We start from the raw sequence: 20,906 nt of genomic DNA on the forward strand, positions 1-20,906 counted from the left end.
TTCGGTTCTTCACGCGTACCGGCACCCGCTTCGCTCGAAAATGCTTTAGCCTCAGACTTCCTTGAAGCGATAGCCCACGCCGTAGAGCGTCTCGATCATGTCGAACTCGGCATCGACCTGATTGAACTTCTTGCGCAGGCGCTTGATGTGGCTGTCGATGGTGCGGTCGTCGACATAGACCTCGTCGTCATAGGCGGCGTCCATCAGGGCATTGCGGCTCTTCACCACGCCCGGGCGCTGCGCCAGCGACTGCAGGATCAGGAACTCGGTGACGGTCAGCGTCACCGGCTCGCCGCGCCAGGTGCAGGTATGGCGCTCGGGGTCCATGCGCAGCAGGCCGCGCTCAAGCGCCTTGGCATCCTCGGGGCGGGGGGCGGCGGTCACGTCCTTGGCTCCGGCACGGCGCAGGATCGCCTTGACGCGCTCGACCAGCAGGCGCTGCGAGAACGGCTTCCGGATGAAGTCGTCGGCGCCCATCTTGAGACCAAAGAGCTCGTCGATCTCCTCGTCCTTCGAGGTCAGGAAGATGACCGGCAGATCGGATTTCTGGCGCAGCCGTCGCAGCAGCTCCATGCCGTCCATGCGCGGCATCTTGATATCGAAGATCGCGAGGTCGGGCGGGTTCTGCTTGAGGCCGTCGAGGGCCGAGGCACCGTCCGTATAGGTCATGATGCGATAGCCCTCGGCCTCGAGGGCGATCGAAACCGATGTCAGGATGTTGCGGTCGTCGTCGACCAGCGCAATCGTTGGCATAAGGCTTTCGTCTCTTGTTCTCGTTGCAATACAGGGTTCCCCTCCCGCGCGAGAGGGGCCAAAGCATGGCGGCAATCTAGCCGGGGCGTGGCGATTTGCCTATGACCCCGTATCACAGGCCGGAAATCGGAGTGAGGTTCCATGGCGAAGGCCGCCAAAGACGTGATTCAGCCGATGGACGAGGCGGTCCGCGCGGAAGCCAAGGGCCTGCTGCGCGAAGCCCGCTCCGCCGCTCTGGCCACGCTCGGCCCCGATGGCCATCCCTCCGCGAGTCTCGTCGGGCTCGCCACCGACATCGACGGCACGCCGGTCATCCTGATCTCGAGCCTCGCCGCCCACACCGCCAACATCGCAGGCGATCCGCGCGCCTCGCTCTTGATCTCGCCCGGCGGCAAGGGTGATCCGCTCGCCCATGCCCGGATCACGTTGAAGGTCCGCGCGCGCAGGATAGAGCGCGAGAGCGAGGACGGCGCCCGCATCCGCCGCCGCTATCTCGCGCGCCAGCCGAAATCGGCGCTCTATGCCGATTTCCCGGATTTCGCCTTCTTCGCCCTCGACATCGAAGGGGCCAGCCTCAATGGCGGCTTCGCCCGCGCCTTTGCGCCGACACCGGCCGACCTGATGAGCGACCCTGCCCATGCCGCGGCGCTTGCGGAGGTCGAGGCCGGCGCCGTCGCGCATATGAACGAGGACCATGCCGACGCGGTCGGCCTCTATGCGACGGGGCTGCTCGGCGCCAAGGCCGGAGACTGGCGTGCCATCGGGCTCGACCCAGACGGACTCGATATGGCACTGGGCAGCGCGACGCTGCGCCTGCCGTTCCCGGCCTCGGTGGACGGCCCCGGCGGCCTCAGGCGCGTCCTGGCGGAACTTGCCACGAAAGCGCGCACCCAGGCCGCGTGACACCCCGAAAATCGCCTTGGAAACAGAACGGCCGCGGGACCGCGCGGCCATTTACCACAGGTTGAAATTCAATCGATTTAGGAGCCGACGCAAGGTCATCAGGTCTTTTCAATGACTTGAGCGAAAGGCCGCATCGCCGTAAAGACCCATCGTGGCCTCACGGCCTCGCCTTCGACGCCCGGGCCCTGCCACCGGCCCATGCGCATTCGTGAAGACAACGGGCCGCCGAGAGCATGGCGGCCTCCGGAGGAATTCAGTGGACAATATCGGTCAGTTCAACGCCGCCCAAGGCGCCGAGGGCTTCGGCTTCCGCAAGCTGAAGGCCGTGCACTGGAACCTGGATGCGCCGCAGCTCTACGAGGAATCGCTGGACCGCGGCGAATCCCGGCTCGCCCGCGGCGGCGCGCTCTGCGCCGATACCGGCACCCATACCGGCCGCTCGCCGAAGGACAAGTTCACGGTGCGCGACGCGCTGACCGAGAACACCGTCTGGTGGGAGAACAACCAGGCGATGAGCCCGGAGCATTTCGAGACGCTGCTCGGCGACTTCCTCGCCCATGCCGAGGGCAAGGAGCTCTTCGCGCAGGATCTTTATGGCGGCGCCGACCCCGTCCATCGCGTCAAGGCCCGCGTCTTCACCGAGATGGCCTGGCACTCGCTGTTCATCCGCAACCTGCTGATCCGCCCGCCGCGCGACGAGATCAACGCCTATGTGCCGGAGATGACGATCGTCGATCTGCCGAGCTTCAAGGCCGATCCGAAGCGCCATGGCTGCCGCAGCGAGACCGTCGTCGCCATCGACTTCACCCGCAAGATCGTGCTGATCGGCGGCTCGGCCTATGCCGGCGAGATGAAGAAGTCGGTCTTCACCTATCTGAACTACGTCCTGCCGACCAAGGGCGTGGTGCCGATGCACTGCTCGGCCAATGTCGGCTCCAAGGACGATTCCGCGATCTTCTTCGGCCTGTCCGGCACCGGCAAGACCACGCTTTCGGCCGATCCCGAGCGCACGCTGATCGGCGACGACGAGCATGGCTGGTCGAAGGACGGCATCTTCAATTTCGAGGGCGGCTGCTACGCCAAGACGATCCGTCTCTCGGCCGAGGCCGAGCCGATGATCCACGCGGCCTCGCTGCGCTTCGGCACGGTGCTCGAGAACATCGTCATGGACCCGCTGACGCGCGAGGTCGATTTCGACGACCAGACCAAGACCGAGAACACCCGCTCGGCCTATCCGCTCGACTTCATTCCCAACGCTTCGCGCACCGGCCGCGCCGGCATCCCGAAGAACATCGTGATGCTGACCGCCGACGCCTTCGGCGTGATGCCGCCGATCGCCAAGCTGACCCCGGCCGAGGCGATGTACCACTTCCTCTCCGGCTACACCGCCAAGGTCGCCGGAACGGAGCGCGGGCTGACCGGCGTCGAACCCGAGTTCTCGACCTGCTTCGGCTCGCCCTTCCTGCCGCGGCATCCGTCGGAATACGCCAACCTGCTGCGTGACTTCATCGCCAAGCATCATGTCGATTGCTGGCTGGTGAATACCGGCTGGACCGGCGGCAAATACGGCACCGGCCGGCGCATGCCGATCCGCGTGACGCGCCGCCTGCTCTCCTCGGCGCTCGACGGCTCGCTCAACCGCGCCGACTTCCGCCGCGATCCCTATTTCGGTTTCGCCGTCCCCACTTCGGTGCCCGGCGTCGAGCCGCATATCCTGTACCCGGTCAAGACCTGGGCCGATAAGGCCGCCTTCGCCGAGACAGCCAAGAACCTCGTCGAGATGTTCGCCAAGAACTTCGCCAAGTTCGAGGACCATGTCGATGACGCCGTGAAGGCCGCCGCACCGACGAGCTCGCTCGCCGCCTGAGGTCAAACTCTCCAGACTATGCTACGAGAGGCGGCCATGAGCCGCCTCTTTTTCATTGTGCTGAAACTTCTCCTCACCCTCGTTATTCTCGGCGCCGCCGCCTGGAGCGTGGGCTTCCTGCTGTTCCGCCTGACGGGCACGACGGGAATCGTCGCGGCGATCGGCTTTGGCATCGCCGCGCTCGCTGGGCTGGTTGGCATCTGGACCAGCGATGCGCGCCTGTCGCTCGGCTTCGCCATGGTCTTCGTCGGCCTGCTCGGTTGGTGGAGCAGCCTCCAGCCCTCGCATGACCGCGACTGGATTCCCGAACTCGCGCGGCTGCCCATCATCGCGCGCGAAGGCGAGGCGATCACCGTCTCCAATCTTCGCGATTTCCGCTGGCGCTCGGAGACGGATTACGACCAGCGCTGGGAGACCCGGCGCTATGACCTGTCGAAGCTCAGCGGCGCCGACATCTTCCTGAGCTACTGGTCGGGCGAGGCGATCGCACATCTGCTGGTGAGCTTCACCTTCACGGATGCCGTGCCACTGACCTTCTCGATCGAGGTCCGGCGCGAGAAGGGCGAGGAGTGGTCGGCGCTGGCCGGCTTCTTCCGCAGGTACGAGATGGCCTATGTCGCCGCCGACGAGCGCGACATCGTGGCGCTGCGGACCCATGCGCGGCGGGAGGACGTCCGCCTCTACCGGCTCAGCGCCGGAGCGGCGCAGGCGCGCGGCCTGTTCCTCGCCTATGTCGACGACATCAACGCGCTCGCCGCCAAGCCGCGCTGGTACAACACGCTGACGACCAATTGCACGACGGTGGTCTATCATCTCGCGGGGACGGTGACGCCGGGCTGGCGGTTTCCGCTGCCGACCGATCCGCGCGTGCTGCTCTCCGGCTATCTGCCGGGCTATCTCCGGGATACCGGCGCGATCCGGCAGGACATCCCGCTCGCGGAACTCACCCGCCTCGGCAGCATCAGCGAACGCGCCCGCAGCATCTCGCCTGACGATCCGCATTTCTCCGAGAAGATCCGGGAGGGCGTGCCGACTGGGCGGCAGTGACCACCGCTGTCATCCCGTGCGCGCTGCGGCGCGAAGTGCCGCTGCGCAGACACGGGACCGGCGGCAGGATAGGGCACCTTTTCCGAGCGCGCAGAGGAAGCGCCTCTTTCGTCGGACGGTCCCGTGTCTGCGCAGCAGCATTGCATGCTGCGGCGCGCACGGGAGACACCCTTCCTTTACCGGAAGAACAGCAGCGTCTGCACCACGAAGAGCGGGATCAGGATCGCGCCGGACCAGAGCATGTAGCCGAAGAAGCTCGGCATCTTCACCTTCCGGTCCTTGGCGATGGCGTAGACCATGAAGTTCGGGGCGTTGCCGATATAGCTGTTGGCGCCCATGAAGACCGCGCCCGCCGAGATCGCCGCCAGCGTCAGCGCCCCCGTCGTCATCAGCGCCCTGGGATCGCCGCCCGCCAGCTCGAAGAAGACGAGATAGGTCGGCGCGTTGTCGAGGAAGGACGAGAGCATGCCGGTCAGCCAGAAATAGGCGACCGTATTGGCGCTGCCATCGGCATTGCTGACCAGCGCAACCAGCGAAGCGAAGGCGCCGTTCTTGCCCGCCTGCAGCATCGCCAGCACCGGGATGATGCAGATGAAGATGCCGGCGAAGAGCTTGGCGACCTCCTTGATCGGCCCCCAGGAGAATTCGTTGCCGGCGCGGATCGGGCCGGGCGTCAGCTTGAGCGAGAGGCCGGCGAGAACGAGCAGGGCGACGTCGCGTAACAGGTTCTGGCCCTCGACGGGAACGCCATGGACGGTGAAGGCCACGCCCGGCTTCCAGTTCGCCGACATCAGGATCGCGGCGATGACGCCGGCCAGCAGCAGGATATTGACCTTGCCCCAGAGCTTGATGGCACGATCCGGCGTCGGGTCCTTGAGCTTCGGAAAGCCCTCCTCCTTGCGGAAGAACCAACTGTCGAGCGCGTAGAACAGGGCGAGCAGTACGGCGACCGCAAAAGCCGTCTCGGGCAGCAGATGCGTCGTGGTCCAGAAGAAGTCGACGCCGCGCAGGAAGCCGAGGAAGAGCGGGGGGTCGCCGAGCGGCGTCAGCGAGCCGCCGATATTCGAGACCAGGAAGATGAAGAAGACGACGACATGGACGTTGAAGCGCCGGTCGTCATTGGCGCGCAGCACGGGCCGGATCATGATGATCGAGGCGCCGGTCGTGCCGACGAAGCTCGCCAGTGCCGTACCGATCGCCAGCAGCACCGTGTTGGTCGCCGGCGTTCCGTGCAGGTTGCCCGAGATCAGGATGCCGCCCGCGATGGTGAAGAGCGCGAAGAGCAGGATGATGAAGGGGATGTAGTCGAGCAGCGCCGTGTGCAGCAGCGCGCCCAGCGCCGGATCGACGCCGCGCAGCAGGACGAGCGGCACCAGCGTCAGCGCGGCCCAGAAGGCTGCGAACTTGCCGTAATGATGCTCCCAGAGATGCGGGAACAGCACGGGCCCCAGCGCGATCGAGAGCAGCATGCCGGCGAAGGGCAAGGCCCAGCCGCCCCCCATGCCGGCACCGCCGATATCGCCCGCCGCGAAGGCTGAACCCGGCGTCGCCATGAACGCGAGTGACGCCATTGCAATGAGCCTGCCGGCCGCTCTCGTCACGACACGACCCGCCTTATGGCTTGGGCGGCGTGCCGATGACCGGCGGCGCGTTCAGGTCGAAGCCGCCCGGCAGGCCCGTGCTGCCGAGGCCGGGGATCTGGATCGAGTCGAACTGCTTGTCGATCGCCTTCTGGTCGAGCTGCACGGCCGAGGCCTTGTAGTGCATCACCATGCTCGGGAAGATCACGACGAGCGCGACCATGATGCACTGGATCACCACGAAGGGCACCGCGCCCCAGTAGATCTGGCCGGTGGTGACCGGCTCCATCATCCGGCCGGTGACACGATCCTTGTAGGCGTTCTTCGGCGCGACCGAGCGCAGGAAGAACAGGGCGAAGCCGAAGGGCGGGTGCATGAACGAGGTCTGCATGTTCACGCCGAGGATGACGCCGAACCAGATCAGGTCGATGCCGAGCTTCTCCGCGGCCGGTCCGAGCAGCGGCACGACGATGAAGGCCAGCTCGAAGAAGTCGAGGAAGAAGGCGAGCAGGAAGACCATCACGTTGACGACGATCAGGAAGCCCGTCGCGCCGCCGGGCAGCCCGACCAGCAGATGCTCGACCCAGAGATGGCCGTTGACGCCGTAGAAGGTCAGCGAGAATACGCGCGCGCCGACCAGGATGAAGAGCACGAAGGCCGAGAGCTTGGCCGTGGATTCCGTGGCCTGCCGGAGCAGGTCGAAGGTCATGCGCTTCTTGCCATAGGCGAGCAGGATCGCGCCGGCGGCGCCCATCGCGCCGCCTTCCGTCGGCGTGGCGACACCGATGAAGATCGTGCCCAGCACCAGGAAGATCAGCGCCAGCGGCGGCACCATCACGAAGACGACCTGCTCGGTCATGCGCGAGAGCAGGCCAAGACCCAGGAGCTTGTTGACCAGCGCGATGACGAAGGAGATCGCCACCATCAGCGACATCGTCAGGATGACGAAATCGGCGCCCGCCGTCAGCTTGGTGAAGAGCTTCATGTAGCCATAGGCCAGCGCGAGCGAGAGCAGTGCCACAACCAGCAGCGACAGGCGCCGCGTCTTGCCGTCGGCATCGCGCAGGGTCTGCGCTTCCGGCGGCAGGCCGGGCGCGCGATTGGGATAGACCATGGTGACGAGGAAGACGTAGCCGGCATACATCGCCGAGAGCACGAGGCCGGGGAGGAAGGCGCCCTCGTACATGTCGCCGACCGAGCGGCCGAGCTGGTCGGCGAGCACGATCAGGACGAGCGAGGGCGGGATGATCTGCGCGAGCGTGCCAGAGGCCGCGATGACACCCGAGGCGAGGCGCCGATCATAGCCGTAGCGCAGCATGATCGGCAGCGAGATCAGGCCCATCGAGATCACCGAGGCCGCGACGACGCCGGTGGTCGCGGCAAGAAGCGCGCCGACGAAGATCACGGCATAGGCGAGGCCGCCGCGGATCGGCCCGAAGAGCTGGCCGATGGTGTCGAGCAGGTCCTCGGCCATGCCGGAACGCTCGAGGACCAGGCCCATGAATGTGAAGAACGGCACGGCCAGCAGCACGTCGTTGTTCATCGTGCCGTAGATGCGTTCGGGCAGGGCCTGGAGGAAGTTCTCCTGGAACATGCCGAGCTCGATGCCGATCAGCGCGAAGAGCAGGCCGTTGGCGGCGAGCGCGAAGGCCACGGGATAGCCGAGCAGCAGGAAGACGACGAGGGCGGCAAACATAACCGGCGCCATGTTGACGCGCAGGAAGTCTCCGATGCCGCCGCCCGCCGCGAAGGCGTCGCCGGTATGGAGGCCGAAGAAGGCGAGGAGCGTGAGCGCGAGCAGCAGGCCGGCGACGCGCGGAAGGCGATGAGCGTGCATGGGACGGTTCCGGACTTCTTGCGGGCCGCTCACGAGGCGAGGCCCTGTTCCTTGGCTTGGTCGAGCAGGCGCTGGGCTTCCGCCTCGGCCGCCGCGGCATGGCCGAGCGCCGCCTCATCGTCCTCGAGATCGCCGCGCATGATCGCGATCGTCTTGATGATCTCGGAGATGCCCTGGAAGGTCAGCATCACGAAGCCGATGACGACGAGGCCCTTGGCCGGCCATTGCGGCAGGCCGCCAGCCGAGAGCGACTGCTCGTTGATGGCGTAGGAGCGCATGAAGAACGGCCAGGAATGGTAGACGATCAGCAGGCAGAACGGCATCAGGAAGAGCGTATGACCCAGCAGTTCGATCCATTGGCGGACGCGCTTCGGCAGCGTGGCATTCACGATGTCGATGCGGATGTGCTCCTTCACCTGCATCGTCCATGACGCGCACATCAGGAAGACCGCGCCGAACAGCATCCATTGCAGCTCGAGCAGAGAATTGGATGACCAGTTGAAGGTCTTGCGGATGATCGCGTTGCCGGCCGCGACGATAACCGCAATCAGGATCAGCCAGGCGACTTTCCTGCCGATGAAGCCGTTGACCACGTCGATGACCCGGCTGATGCCAAGGAGACCCTTCACATTCCCGCTCCCGTCGAGAGGCGCCATGGACCGGATATGTCAGGCCGGTTCGTGTTTATGCGCAGTTTATGCGCTGGATCGGTATAGGAGGGATGCGCTGCACGCAAGACTGTGCGGGCCTTATCCATTGGACCAAAGGCGAAGTGCGCGACTGCCTGTTTTCGCAGCAGCAGATTGCGTGCCGGGACCGACCTCGCCGCCTCGGCGAAGAAACGTTATGTTCGCGTTCATCTTCGGAGAACATTATTCTCCGGCTCGCTTCCAACCGTCGATTCGAGGCGCCGATGTGCCGTTTCCTCGCCTATTCCGGCGTTCCCGTCTTCCTCGAGGATTTCGTCGCCTCGCCCTGCCACTCGCTGATCCATCAGTCGCTCCATGCCGAAGAGGCCAAGACCGGCACCAATGGCGACGGGTTCGGCGTCGGCTGGTATGGCGAGCGGCCGGAGCCGGGCCATTATCGCGAGGTCAGGCCCGCCTGGTCCGACGAGAATCTGCTTTCGATCGCGCGGCAGGTGCGCTCGCATCTGTTCTTCGCCCATGTCCGCGCCGCCACCGGCACGGCGACGACGCGGGCGAACTGCCACCCCTTCGTCCATGGCCGCTATCTCTTCATGCATAACGGCCAGATCGGCGGCTACGGCACGATCCGCCGCCGGCTCGAGGCGCTGATTCCGGATTCGCTCTACAGCGCCCGCGCCGGCACGACCGACTCCGAAGCCATCTTCCTGCTCGCGCTATCCCATCTCGCGGAAGGCATGGCCCCGGGGCAGGCGCTCGCCGCCGCCCTGTCGGACGCGCTCGCGCTGATGCAGCAGGCCGGCATCCGCGAACCCTTGCGCTGCGCCGCCGCCCTCGCCGATGGCGACAGCATCCATGCAATCCGCTGGTCCTCCGATACGAAGCCGCCGAGCCTCTATGTCTGCGAGCGGCCCGACAGCGTCGTCGTCGCCTCGGAGCCGGTCGATGCCGCCCGCGAATGCTGGCAGGCCCTGCCCTGCAACACGCTGGTCGCGGTGCAGGGCGGCGCGGTGACCTTCTCGCCCTTCGAGATCGCGCTGAAGCAGGCGGCCTGAGCCGGTATCGGAACATGCGCTTCAAGTCGCGGCCGGGCAGGACTGCCATGTGCTGCGCGCCCTGACACGCCCCCGGTTGCCTTCCTACGTCGAAGGCCTAGCCTTGCCGTTCGACGAGGCTGTCTCCGCGAAAGGCACGGGCGATGAAGAAGGGTTCCGATCTTCTGGTCGAGGCGCTTGAGAACGAGGGCGTCGACCGCGTCTTCGGCGTTCCCGGCGAGGAAAATCTCGACGTCGTCGAATCCCTGCGCAAGTCGAAGATCGAGCTGGTGTTGACGCGGCACGAGCAGGCCGCAGCCTTCATGGCCGCGACGCATGGACGCCTCACCGGCCGCCCCGGCGTCTGCATCGCGACGCTCGGACCGGGCGCGCTGAATTTCTCGACCGGCGCAGCCTATGCCCATCTCGGGGCGATGCCGATGATCCTGCTCACCGGGCAGAAGGCGATCATGACCGCCAAGCAGGCGCGCTTCCAGATCGTCGATGTCGTCGCCTCGATGCGCCCGCTGACCAAGATGACGCGCCAGATCGTCAGCCCCGCCAGCATTCCCTCCGTGGTGCGCGATGCCTTCCGCGTCGCGATGGAGGAGCGGCCGGGCCCGGTCCATCTCGAATTGCCAGAGGATGTCGCGGCCGAGGAGGTCGAGGATGCCCCGCTGATCCCGGTCCACCCGCTCGACCGGCCGGTCGCGCCGGCGGCTCCGCTCGATCGCGCGGCTGCGATGATCCTCGCCGCCAAGCGGCCGCTGGTGATGATCGGCGCCGCCGGCAACCGGCCGCGGCTGGTCGAGCCGCTCTCGGCCGCGGTACGCCGCATCGGCCTGCCCTTCTTCAACACCCAGATGGGCAAGGGCGCCGTCACCGGCGGCTCAAACCTCTATCTCGGCACGGCCGCGCTCTCCGAGGGCGACTATGTCCATGAGGCCATCGCCGCGGCCGACCTCATCATCGCGGTCGGGCACGACACGATCGAGAAGCCGCCCTTCCTGATGCGCAATGCCGGCGGGCCGAAGGTGATCCATCTCGGCTTCCAGTCCGCCAATGTCGAGCAGGTCTACCATCCCGACGCGGAGGTGATCGGCGATATCGGCGTCACCATGACAGGGCTCGCCGACCGGCTGGAAGGCAAGCTGCCCGAACAGACGCAGATGCTGGAGCGGCGCCAGAAAATCCTGGCCAAGATCAACGCCCGCGCCGAGGAGGACCGCTTCCCGGTGACGCCGCAGCGGCTCGTCCATGACGTGCGCGCGGTGATGCCGGAGGACGGCATGGTCTGTCTCGACAACGGCATGTACAAGATCTGGTTCGCGCGGAACTACCGCACCCATGTCGCCAACACGCTGCTGCTCGACAATGCGCTGGCGACGATGGGGGCCGGCCTGCCCTCGGCGATGATGGCGGCGATGCTCCATCCCGAGCGGCGCGTCATGGCCGTCTGCGGCGATGGCGGCTTCATGATGAACTCGCAGGAGATGGAGACGGCGGTCCGGCTCGGGCTCAACCTCGTCGTGCTCGTCCTCAATGACGGCGCCTATGGCATGATCCGCTGGAAGCAGGCCGTCGATCAGTTCCCCGATTACGGCATGACCTTCGGCAACCCGGACTTCGTGCGCTATGCCGAGGCCTATGGCGCCAAGGGCTCGCGCGTGACTTCGGCCGAGGCGCTGGTGCCGACGCTGGAAGCCGCCTTCAAGGGCGGTGGCGTCCATCTCGTCGATTGCCCGATCGATTACTCCGAGAACACCCGCGTCCTCGTGGAGGAACTCAGGAACAAGGTGCCGGACGTCGATCTGGCTTAAGCCGCGCTTCATCGCTCACCACGGGTCATCCCGGGCGACCGAAGGGAGACCCGGGATCCATGCCGGAGCGCTTCCAAAAACGGTTCAGGAATGGATTCCGGATCTTCGCTTCGCTCCGTCCGGGATGACCCGCGACACTCTTTGGAGAAAAACCATGCTCCAGGTTGTTCAGGCCTATGACCGCGCCCCGATCACCGAGATCGAGACCGATGACGAGGCCGCGCTCGAACGCAAGCTGCAGACGGCGCAGGCCGTCTTCAAGGATCGCGACAATTGGCTGAAGCCGCATCAGCGCATCGCGATCCTGCGCAAGCTCGCCGGCCTCCTCGAAGCAAGGCGCGACCATTTCGCCATGCAGATCGCGCGCGAGGGCGGCAAGCCGCTGCCGGACGCGATCGTCGAGGCGAACCGCGCCGTCGACGGCGTCTACAACGCGGCCGAAGAGCTGCGGAACTTCGCCGGGCGCGAGATTCCGATGGGGCTCTCGGCGGCGGCCGCCGATCGCTGGGCCTTCACCACCAAGGAGCCGATCGGCATCGTCGCGGCGATCTCGGCCTTCAACCACCCGCTCAACCTGATCGTGCATCAGGTCGCGCCGGCGATCGCGGTCGGCTGCCCGGTCATCGTCAAGCCCGCCGGCACGACGCCGCTCTCCTGCATCGATTTCGTCAAGCTGGTGCATGAGGCCGGCCTGCCGGAAGCCTGGTGCCAGACATTCGTGCCCGAGGAGACGGCGCTGGCGGAAAAGTTCGCGACCGATCCGCGCATCGCCTTCCTGAGCTTCATCGGCTCCGCCAAGGTCGGCTGGTACCTGCATTCGAAGCTCGCCCATGGCGCCCGCTCGGCGCTGGAGCATGGCGGCGTCGCGCCGGCGATCGTCGACAGGAGCGCCGACCTCGACGGGATCATCGAGCCTATCGTGAAGGGCGGCTACTACCATGCCGGACAGGTCTGCGTGTCGACGCAGCGGATCTATGTCCATGACGCTGTTATCAACGACTTCACCGAGCGGCTCGTCGCCCGCGTGAAGAAGCTGCGCACCGGCGATCCCACTTTGGCCGATACCGAAGTGGGGCCGCTGATCATCCCGAAGGAAGCCGACCGCGTCGCCTCCTGGATCGACGAGGCTGTGAAGGGCGGCGCGCGGCTCGCCACCGGCGGCAAGCGCCTGTCGGAGACGACGCTGGAGCCGACCGTACTGATCGATCCCGATCCGGAAGCGCGCATCTCCAGCGAGGAGGTCTTCGGCCCGGTCGTCGCGATCTACCGCTACAGCAAGCTCGACGACGCGATCGCGCGCGCCAACGCCCTGCCCGTCGCCTTCCAGGCCAGTATCTTCGCACAGGACATCGACGTGGCCCTGCGCGCCGCGAACCGGCTCGACGCCTCCGCCGTGATGGTCAACGACCCCACGACCTTCCGCACCGACTGGATGCCCTTCGCCGGCCGACGGGTGTCCGGCTATGGCACCGGCGGCATCCCCTACACGATGCGCGACATGACGCAGGAGAAGATGATCCTGCTCAAGCGCCGCTGACCACAACACTCGACAGGGGCAGGCCGATGGGCCATGGACGGCGCGTCGGCGCATGACGCCTACCGAAATCGCATAGACGGACCACTGGAATGACCGCCTCTTCAGCCAACGCTCCCGTTTCCCAGGGCCGCATCGCCCTGCTCGGCGCGCCCATCGAGGTCGGCGCCTCGCGCCGTGGCGCGCTGATGGGCCCGGCCGGCCTGCGCACCGCCGGCCTCGCACGCGTGCTGGAAGACCTCGGCTACACGGTCAGCGACCACGGTGACATCCTGCCGCGCGACCTGACCCCGGTCGACGGCCCGGCACCTGCCAATGCCCGCTTCTACAACGAGATCGCCGCCTGGATGCGCGCACTCAGCGCCCGCGCCTACGAACTCGCCCGCTCCGGCGACACACCGATCTTCCTCGGCGGCGACCACAGCCTGTCGATGGGCTCGGTCAACGGCGTTGCCCGCCACTGGCAGGAGCAGGGCCGCAAGCTCTTCGTGCTCTGGCTCGACGCCCATGCCGATTTCAACATGCCGGCGATCTCGCCCTCCGGGAACATGCACGGCATGTCCTCGGCCTTCCTCTGCGGCGAGGCCGGGCTCGACGACCTGCTCGGCACCGAGCCGCGTGCCTCGATCGCCTATGAGCAGCTCAGCCTGTTCGGCATCCGCTCGATCGATCCGCTGGAGAAGGCTGCCGTGAAGGCACGCGGCGTCGATATCGCCGACATGCGCGCCATCGACGAGCACGGCGTCGGCGTCCTGATCCGCCAGGTCATCGAGAAGGTGCGCGCCGCGAACGGCGTGCTGCATGTCTCCTTCGACGTCGATTTCCTCGACCCGCCGCTGGCGCCGGGCGTCGGCACCACCGTGCCGGGCGGCGCGACCTATCGCGAGGCGCATCTCGTGATGGAGCTGCTGCACGATTCCGGGCTGGTGCGGTCGATGGATATCGTCGAGCTCAACCCGTTCCTCGATGATCGCGGCCAGACCGCCCGTCTCGCGGTCGAGCTCGCCGGGAGCCTCTTCGGCCAGCAGATCACCGACCGGCAGACGCCGTCGAACGCCATCGGCGCGGCGTAAATCGTACTTCCGCGAAAGCCGATCTTCATTCTTGCCTGATAGAGGCCGTTCCATCGGCTTGTGGGTCGATGGAACGGGTTCAAGCATGAAGATCGCGATCGTCGGCACGGGTTTCGTCGCCGACTACTACATGACGACGCTGGCGAACCATCCGGCACTCACGCTCGCCGGCGTGTGGGATCGCGATGCGGCGCGGCTCGAAGCCTTCCGCGCCTTCCACAATGTCCCCGCCTACCCCGATCTCGATGTTCTGCTCGCTGATCCCGTGGTGCAGATCGTCGTCAATCTGACGACGCCGGAGAGCCATTACGAGATCACCAGCCGCGCGCTTGTCGCCGGCAAGCATGTCTATTGCGAGAAGCCGCTGGCAATGGAGCTGGCGCAGGCCGAGGCGCTGGTCGCACAGGCCGAGGCCGCCGGTTTGACGCTGGCGACCGCCCCCGCCAACGGGCTCAGCGACACGCATCGCCTCGTCGAGGAGGCCTTGCGCTCCGGGCGGATCGGTGCGCCGCGGCTGGTCTATGCGGCGATGGAGGACGGCCCGGTCTTCCGAGACAAATGGGCCAGCTGGCGCTCGCGCTCGGGTGCGCCCTGGCCGGGACTGCACGAATTCGAGATCGGCTGCACGCTGGAGCATGCCGGCTACGCGCTGTCCTGGCTGGTGACGCTGTTCGGCCCGGTCGAGAGCCTGACCGCCTTCTCGGCCGTGAGCTTCCCCGACAAGGGGCCGGGCACCGGGCATATCGCTATGGCGCCGGATTTCTCGGTGGGCTGCCTGACTTTCCGCTCCGGGGTCGTCGCGCGATTGACCAACGGGCTCGCCGCGCCGCGCGACCGTTCGCTGCAAATCTTCGCCGAGAAGGGCTCGCTGACGGTGCGCGATCTCTGGGACAATCGTTCCGCGGTGCATGTCGAGGAGACCGATGCCCCCCGGCCACTGCTCGGGCGGCTTCTGACGCGGGCGGAAGCCAAGCTCGGGCGCGTGCTGCCGTGGAAGCCTACTCCAGGGCGCAAGCTGCCCTATCCCGCTCAGCCGGCGAGCAAGGCCCTGCCCGGCTTTCCCTCACAGATCGACTTCATGCGCGGCGTGGCGGATCAGGCCGAGGCGATCAGGCGCGGCGAGGCGCCGCGCTTCTCGGGCGCGCTTGCCCTGCATATCACCGAGCTTGCGCTCGCGCTCAACAATGCCCGCGACCTGGCCCAACCCTATCGGCCGCGCTCGCGCTTCTGATCGCAGCCGAAGCCAGCGCTTTCAGCTCACGGTGCGGAACTGCTCGCGCTGGGCAAACAGCGAGGCCGTCCCGCCGGTATGAAGGATGCAGGCCGGCTCGCTCTGCGGAATGGCGTTGCTTGCGACGAAATCGAGGAAACCGGCGCAGGTCTTCGCCGTGTAGACATGCTCGACCAGGATGCCCTCGGTGCGGGCGAAGGCGAGGATGGCCGCTTCCGATTCCGGCGTGGGAACGCCCCAGCCGCCGCCGAGATGGGCCATGTGGTAGTGCAGCGGCGCCTCGTCGAGCCCGCCGACCGCCAAACCCGTTCGCTCGGCAATGCCATCGTAGATACGGCGGATGCGCGCCTCCAGTTCGGCCTGCTCGTACTCGACGCTGACGAGATGGACCTGGAAAGGGTGGCCGAGCATGGCGTTGCCGAAGATGAAGCCGGCCTCGGTCGGCCCCATCGAGCCCGCGAGGAAGACGTGGCGCAGAGGTGCCGCTTCGCGCTGCGACTGCTCGTGCAGTTCGAAAGCAGCCAGCACATAACCGAGCGCGCCGAGCACGGCGTCGCCGACGATGTAGGGCGTGCGCCCCTGCCGATTCAGCTCTTCGGCCGCCACCGTCATCGCCGCTCCGCGCTCGTCCTCGCCGACCGGACCGATGAAGCGGGTTTCCGCGCCGAACAGCCGGTTCAGGAAGGAGCGCTCGCGATTTGCGGGGCTGTCCTCGGCGTTGTGGATGATCACGCAGTCCAATCCGGCCATCGTCGCTGCCGCTGCGGTGAGGCGGCAGAGATTGGACGCCGCCCCGCCGGCGACGAGGACGATGTCGGCACGCTCCCGGAGCGCGGCGCCCAACCAGAATTCGAGGCTGCGCAGCTTGTTGCCGCCGAGCCCGATCTCCATCAGGTCGTCGCGCTTCATGTAGAGGCAGGGACGGCCGAGCTTCCGTTCGAAGCCTGAGAGACGCTGGAGCGGCGTCGGCGTCTTGACGAGATCGTAGCGCGGCTCGCGCAGGATGGTCTGCAGGTCCGACATCAGGCCAAACGCCCTCCAGATCGCGCCTGCAAGCGGCGCGGCATGGCCGCGTGCTCGCTCATCGCCTCAGGAAAGACAAGCCCCGTCGTTGCAGGCTTTCACGCCGACCGCTTCTTCCGACCATCCTTGCGCTCATCCGGCGCGACCGCCGATTTGGACGACCGCACGAGCGTGGCAATCGCCAGGGGGGGCTTGCCCGACTTCTCCGAGATGGCCTGGTCCTGCTCCTCGATCGCGGTCCGGGCGGGCTCATCGCCATCCAGGCCGCCGAGCAACGACGTCAGAACGCGTCGGTTCGACGTCCTCGAGCCGTCCTCGTAGACGACATCGAACATGGTGAACTCGGTATCCAGGGCTTTGGATTTGGTGCGTTTGGCCATTCCTGCCTCCTTCTATGGAGCGTGCGACGCGGCGGCTTTCACACCGATCTTCGCGATTGCTTGCGCGGCAAGCCGCTGGGTGATTCGCGGCCTCCGGCGGAGCAGAACGGACGTGTCGGCAGGAATGACGCGGGAGCGAAGAAGTGCCTACCCGTTTCCGCCATCCAGGCGCGGCCGACCTGCGATACGTGACGAGCCTTGAGCGAATCAGGTGACGCGCGACAAAGGATCATGCCATCAGGTTCCAGATCGGCCGGAAGCGTTCGACATGTCAGGGCAGCGCCGAAGCGTGATCCGAAACACCAGCCTGTCAGGGTCTCGGAAGAGATTTGGTGGAGCCAGGCGGAATCGAACCGCCGACCTCTTGAATGCCATTCAAGCGCTCTCCCAACTGAGCTATGGCCCCACTCGCGATGATCGGCTTGGGGACCGATCACCAACCGGATTTTGGTACCGCCTCGGCGGTTCCGTCCGGGCCGCCCTGCCGGCGACGAAGCGCTCTATAGGCGGCCCGGGCTGAAGACACAAGCGCTTAATGTCGCCGTGTCGTCATCTTTTTTCGAGGCTGTGGATCAGTTGTCCTCGTCGCCTTCGATGTCGCCATCGATCAGGTCGGAGACGTCGTCGTCGCCTTCCTCATCCTCTTCCAGGAAGGTGTCGTCCTCGTCATCGCCGCCGACATCCTCGACCTCGATATCGTCCTCGCTGGTGACGACGGCCTCCTTCTCCGAAGCCTCGGCATCGGCCTCGTCGAGCGAAACGAGCTCGACGGCGCCATCGGCGGCCTCGGTCTCGTCTTCCTCATCGGCTTCGGGCTTCGCCACTGCAGCGGCAGCAGCTTTAGCCTGCGGCTCGAACACGGCCCGCGGATAAGCCTGCCCCGTATAGGGCGAGACGATCGGGTCCTTGTTCAGGTCATAGAATTTGCGGCCCGTGACCGGGCAAACGCGCTTCGTTCCGAGTTCCGGTTTCGCCACTGCGTCGGACCTTCAACTATCATGTTTTGAAAAGCAGGCGCGTCCGTTAGTCGGGGTAGGCGGCGCTGTCAAATGTTGATTTTCAAGGCGCGCCCCGCGAGCGCCCGAAAGCGACCTTTCGCCAAGCCGCCGTGGCCGCGCCTTGGCGCGCCGCGCGCGGGCATGCTACGGCCCTTTCTGCATTCCTTTCGGCCAGCCCGCAGAGACCGCCCACCGTGTCCCACGACCATGACCCCGTTCCCGTCACCGCCCGCGCCGGGGGGCCGCTGAAGGGCCGCGTCCGCGTGCCCGGCGACAAGTCGATCTCGCACCGGGCGATGATCTTCGGCCTCCTGGCGATCGGCGAGACCAAGGTCACCGGCCTGCTCGAAGGCGAGGACGTGATGCGCACGGCCGCAGCGGCCCGCGCGCTCGGCGCCATCGTCCATCATGACGGGCCCGGCGCCTGGCGCGTGCAGGGCGTCGGCGTCGGCGGCCTGCGCGAACCATCCGAGGTTCTCGATTTCGGCAATGCCGGCACCGGCTCGCGCCTGATGATGGGCGTCTGCGGCTCGCATCCGATCACCACGACCTTCGATGGCGACGCCTCGCTGCGCAAGCGGCCGATGCGGCGCATCCTCGACCCGCTCGAGCAGATGGGCACGGTCGTCGTCTCGCAGCAGGAGGGCGGCCGCGTGCCGCTGACCCTGCGCGGCCCGAAGGAGGCGATCCCGATCACCTATCGCCCGCCGGTCGCCTCGGCGCAGATCAAGTCGGCCGTGCTGCTGGCCGCGCTCGCCGCGCCCGGCGAGACCACCGTGATCGAGACCGAAGCCACCCGCGACCACACCGAGAAGATGCTCGCGCATTTCGGCGCCGAGATCACGGTGACGCAAGAGGGCGAACATGGCCGGCGCATCGTGCTGAAGGGCCAGCCGGAACTGAAGGCGGCGCCGATCGTCGTGCCGGCGGACCCGTCCTCGGCCGCCTTCCCGCTGGTGGCGGGGCTGATCGTGCCGGGCTCGGACATCCTGATCGAGAGCGTGATGACCAATCCGCTGCGCTCGGGGCTGCTGACCACGCTGCGCGAGATGGGCGCCGACATCACGATCGAGCGCGAGGCCAACGAGGGCGGCGAGACGGTCTGCGACCTGCGCGTGCGCGCCTCCAGCCTCAAGGGCGTGACGGTGCCGCCGGAGCGGGCGCCGGCGATGATCGACGAGTATCCGGTTCTCGCGGTGGCCGCCTCCTTCGCCACGGGCACGACACGGATGCGCGGCCTGCAGGAGCTGCGCGTCAAGGAATCCGACCGTCTCGCCGCGGTCGAGGCCGGGCTGAAGGCTGCCGGCGTGACCTGCCGGATCGAGGGCGACGACCTCGTCGTCGAGGGTTCGGGCGGCGGGCCGGTGCGTGGCGGCGGGCCGATCGCGACCCATCTCGACCATCGTATTGCGATGAGCTTCCTCGTCATGGGGCTGGCCACCCAGAATCCTGTCGTGGTCGATGACGGGCTGATGATCGCGACGAGCTTCCCGAGCTTCGTTTCGCTGATGAACGGGCTCGGAGGCCAGATCGGATGAGTCCGGCCCGGTCCGGCCGGCTCGTCATCGCCGTGGACGGCCCTGCCGCCTCCGGCAAGGGCACGCTCGCGCGCCGGCTCGCCGCGCATTACGGCCTGCCCTATCTCGATACCGGCCTGCTCTACCGGATGGTGGCGCGCGCCATGCTCGATGCCGGCCACGACATCCATGATGCCGTCGCGGCCGAGGCCATCGTCGGCAGCTTCGACGAGACTGCCTTCCCCGAGGAACGATTGCGCGGCCGCGAGATCGGCGAGGCGGCTTCCGTGGTCGCGGCGATGCCGGCCGTGCGTGCGGGCCTGCTGACCCGGCAGCGGCGCTTCGCGGCGCAAGCCGGTGGGGCGGTGCTCGACGGACGCGATATCGGCACGGTGATCTGCCCGGAGGCCCCGGCCAAGCTCTTCGTCACCGCAACGCCGGAGGTGCGCGCTGCGCGCCGGCACAAGGAACTGGTCGGGCGTGGCGAAGCCGTCACCTTCGACGGTATCCTCGCCGATATCCGCCGGCGCGATGCCCGCGATTCCGGCCGCAGCGACGCGCCGCTCAAGGCGGCCGAGGATGCGGTCGTGCTCGACACCTCGGCGCTCACCGTCGAGGAGGCCGCTGCCGCCGCGATCAGCATCGTCGAAGGCCGCCGCGCCGCCTGAGCTGTTCTGCTCGCGAATTTGCTATCGAAACAGGCGCCGTCAGCCGGCTTTTCCGGCTTGGCGCGCGTCTCCCCCAAGCGCACACTTCTCCTCGCAAATCGGCGACGGAGGTGGCGATGCGGCGTTGGCTGTACGGTCTCTCATGTCTGGCAGCGGCGGCGCTGTGGCAGCCCGCCCTGCCTTGGGCTCAGACGGCGGCAGCCCCGCCCGAGGAGGTCGATGTCGCGCTCGTGCTCGCGGTCGATGTCTCCTATTCGATGGATCTCGACGAGCTCGCCTTGCAGCGCAACGGCTATATCGAGGCCTTCCGCTCCAAGCAGCTGCACGACGCCATCAACAAGGGCGCGATCGGCAAGATCGCCGTGACCTATTTCGAATGGGCCGGCGGCAGCTTCCAGTACATCGTCCGGCCGTGGAAGGTGATCGACGGCCCCGCCGCGGCCATCGCTTTCGCCGAGGAGCTGGGCGAGGCGCCGACGCGGCGCGGCCGGCGCACCTCGATCTCGGGCGCGATCGACCTCGGCGTGCAATTGCTCGAACAGTCGAACGTGACGGCGATGCGGCGCGTCATCGACATCTCCGGCGACGGCGCCAACAATGACGGGCGCCCGGTCACCGTGGCGCGCGACGAGGCCGGCGCCAAGGGCATCGCCATCAATGGCCTGCCGGTGATGCTGAAGCAGGCCGGCTATTTCGACATCGACAATCTCGACACCTATTACACAGACTGCGTCATCACCGGCATCGGCGCCTTCGTCATCCCGATCCGGGAAAAGAGCCAGTTCGTCGAGGCAACGAAGTCGAAGCTGCTGCGCGAGATCGCGGAGGCGCCGGCCGACGCGACCTTCCACAAGGCACAGTCGGGCAATATCGCGACTTGCCTCGCCGGCGAACGACAATGGCGCGACCGGATGGGGAATTGAGGGAAGCTTCTCCCTTCTCCCCTTGCGGGAGAAGGTGGCTCGGCGAAGCCGAGACGGATGAGGGGTCTCTC

General features: G+C 66.8%; 18 protein-coding genes and 1 tRNA gene. 11 read left to right on the forward strand and 8 right to left on the reverse strand.

Annotated features, from left to right (window positions below):
- Positions 1–51: 51 nt before the first annotated feature.
- The gene (locus tag AC6RIC_RS26345; RefSeq protein ID WP_499734588.1) at positions 52–753 is read right to left on the reverse strand and encodes a response regulator; all 702 of its coding nucleotides are present in this window, start codon (positions 751–753) and stop codon (positions 52–54) included.
- 141 nt (positions 754–894) lie between these two features.
- On the opposite strand from AC6RIC_RS26345, the gene AC6RIC_RS26350 reads away from it, so the two are divergent.
- The 3 genes from AC6RIC_RS26350 (at position 895) to AC6RIC_RS26360 (ending at position 4,570) form a co-directional block, all read left to right on the forward strand.
- Entirely contained in the window at positions 895–1,656 is a 762-nt protein-coding gene (locus tag AC6RIC_RS26350; protein WP_499734589.1) for a HugZ family pyridoxamine 5'-phosphate oxidase, read from the forward strand.
- 256 nt (positions 1,657–1,912) lie between these two features.
- Positions 1,913–3,523 carry a phosphoenolpyruvate carboxykinase gene (locus AC6RIC_RS26355; protein ID WP_454658802.1) on the forward strand — a complete coding sequence of 537 codons (1,611 nt, stop codon included), beginning with the start codon at positions 1,913–1,915 and terminating at the stop codon, positions 3,521–3,523.
- A gap of 36 nt (positions 3,524–3,559) precedes the next feature.
- The gene (locus AC6RIC_RS26360; RefSeq protein WP_499734590.1) at positions 3,560–4,570 is read left to right on the forward strand and encodes an Lnb N-terminal periplasmic domain-containing protein; all 1,011 of its coding nucleotides are present in this window, start codon (positions 3,560–3,562) and stop codon (positions 4,568–4,570) included.
- Between the two features lie 176 nt (positions 4,571–4,746).
- Here the strand turns inward: AC6RIC_RS26360 and AC6RIC_RS26365 are convergent, their stop codons facing one another.
- From AC6RIC_RS26365 to AC6RIC_RS26375, 3 genes are all read right to left on the reverse strand, one after another.
- Entirely contained in the window at positions 4,747–6,141 is a 1,395-nt protein-coding gene (locus tag AC6RIC_RS26365) for a sodium:proton antiporter (RefSeq protein ID WP_499734591.1), read from the reverse strand.
- A gap of 43 nt (positions 6,142–6,184) precedes the next feature.
- Positions 6,185–7,858: a TRAP transporter large permease gene (locus tag AC6RIC_RS26370; RefSeq protein WP_499736664.1), complete on the reverse strand. Its 1,674-nt coding sequence runs from the start codon at positions 7,856–7,858 to the stop codon at positions 6,185–6,187.
- Positions 7,859–8,016: 158 nt separating this feature from the next.
- On the reverse strand, positions 8,017–8,616 hold the full coding sequence (locus AC6RIC_RS26375; protein WP_454658805.1) for a TRAP transporter small permease subunit: 600 nt from the start codon (positions 8,614–8,616) through the stop codon (positions 8,017–8,019).
- Between the two features lie 284 nt (positions 8,617–8,900).
- On the opposite strand from AC6RIC_RS26375, the gene AC6RIC_RS26380 reads away from it, so the two are divergent.
- The 5 genes from AC6RIC_RS26380 to AC6RIC_RS26400 all read left to right on the forward strand — a co-directional run bounded on the left by AC6RIC_RS26380 (position 8,901) and on the right by AC6RIC_RS26400 (position 15,326).
- The gene (locus AC6RIC_RS26380) at positions 8,901–9,689 is read left to right on the forward strand and encodes a class II glutamine amidotransferase (RefSeq protein ID WP_499734592.1); all 789 of its coding nucleotides are present in this window, start codon (positions 8,901–8,903) and stop codon (positions 9,687–9,689) included.
- A gap of 143 nt (positions 9,690–9,832) precedes the next feature.
- Positions 9,833–11,488 carry an acetolactate synthase large subunit gene (locus tag AC6RIC_RS26385; RefSeq protein ID WP_499734593.1) on the forward strand — a complete coding sequence of 552 codons (1,656 nt, stop codon included), beginning with the start codon at positions 9,833–9,835 and terminating at the stop codon, positions 11,486–11,488.
- Between the two features lie 154 nt (positions 11,489–11,642).
- A complete protein-coding gene (locus AC6RIC_RS26390; protein WP_499734594.1) occupies positions 11,643–13,025 on the forward strand; it encodes an aldehyde dehydrogenase family protein in 1,383 nt (460 codons plus the stop codon).
- A gap of 89 nt (positions 13,026–13,114) precedes the next feature.
- Positions 13,115–14,095 (forward strand): arginase, encoded by a 981-nt coding sequence (rocF, locus tag AC6RIC_RS26395; protein WP_499734595.1) that lies wholly within the window; start codon positions 13,115–13,117, stop codon positions 14,093–14,095.
- An 85-nt stretch (positions 14,096–14,180) separates the two neighbouring features.
- Positions 14,181–15,326 carry a Gfo/Idh/MocA family protein gene (locus tag AC6RIC_RS26400; RefSeq protein ID WP_499734596.1) on the forward strand — a complete coding sequence of 382 codons (1,146 nt, stop codon included), beginning with the start codon at positions 14,181–14,183 and terminating at the stop codon, positions 15,324–15,326.
- 21 nt (positions 15,327–15,347) lie between these two features.
- On the opposite strand, the gene AC6RIC_RS26405 is transcribed toward AC6RIC_RS26400, so the two are convergent.
- The 4 genes from AC6RIC_RS26405 to AC6RIC_RS26420 form a co-directional block, all read right to left on the reverse strand.
- Complete coding sequence (locus AC6RIC_RS26405; RefSeq protein ID WP_499734597.1) at positions 15,348–16,349, reverse strand: pyridoxal-phosphate dependent enzyme; 1,002 nt, start codon at positions 16,347–16,349, stop codon at positions 15,348–15,350.
- 98 nt (positions 16,350–16,447) lie between these two features.
- Positions 16,448–16,729, reverse strand: a complete 282-nt coding sequence (locus tag AC6RIC_RS26410) for a hypothetical protein (RefSeq protein WP_454658812.1) — start codon at positions 16,727–16,729, stop codon at positions 16,448–16,450.
- A gap of 330 nt (positions 16,730–17,059) precedes the next feature.
- A tRNA-Ala gene (locus AC6RIC_RS26415) sits at positions 17,060–17,135 on the reverse strand.
- A gap of 166 nt (positions 17,136–17,301) precedes the next feature.
- Positions 17,302–17,706 (reverse strand): TIGR02300 family protein, encoded by a 405-nt coding sequence (locus AC6RIC_RS26420; RefSeq protein WP_454658813.1) that lies wholly within the window; start codon positions 17,704–17,706, stop codon positions 17,302–17,304.
- A 215-nt stretch (positions 17,707–17,921) separates the two neighbouring features.
- Between AC6RIC_RS26420 and aroA the strand changes: the two genes are divergently transcribed.
- The 3 genes from aroA to AC6RIC_RS26435 all read left to right on the forward strand — a co-directional run bounded on the left by aroA (position 17,922) and on the right by AC6RIC_RS26435 (position 20,835).
- Positions 17,922–19,265: a 3-phosphoshikimate 1-carboxyvinyltransferase gene (gene aroA / locus AC6RIC_RS26425; protein WP_454658814.1), complete on the forward strand. Its 1,344-nt coding sequence runs from the start codon at positions 17,922–17,924 to the stop codon at positions 19,263–19,265.
- On the forward strand, positions 19,262–19,912 hold the full coding sequence (gene cmk, locus AC6RIC_RS26430) for a (d)CMP kinase (protein WP_499734598.1): 651 nt from the start codon (positions 19,262–19,264) through the stop codon (positions 19,910–19,912). Before aroA ends, cmk begins: the two co-directional genes overlap by 4 nt.
- Positions 19,913–20,028: 116 nt before the next feature.
- On the forward strand, positions 20,029–20,835 hold the full coding sequence (locus tag AC6RIC_RS26435; RefSeq protein WP_499734599.1) for a DUF1194 domain-containing protein: 807 nt from the start codon (positions 20,029–20,031) through the stop codon (positions 20,833–20,835).
- The last annotated feature ends 71 nt before the right edge of the window (positions 20,836–20,906 follow it).

The sequence above is a fragment of the Allobosea sp. TBD101 genome (assembly GCF_059817965.1).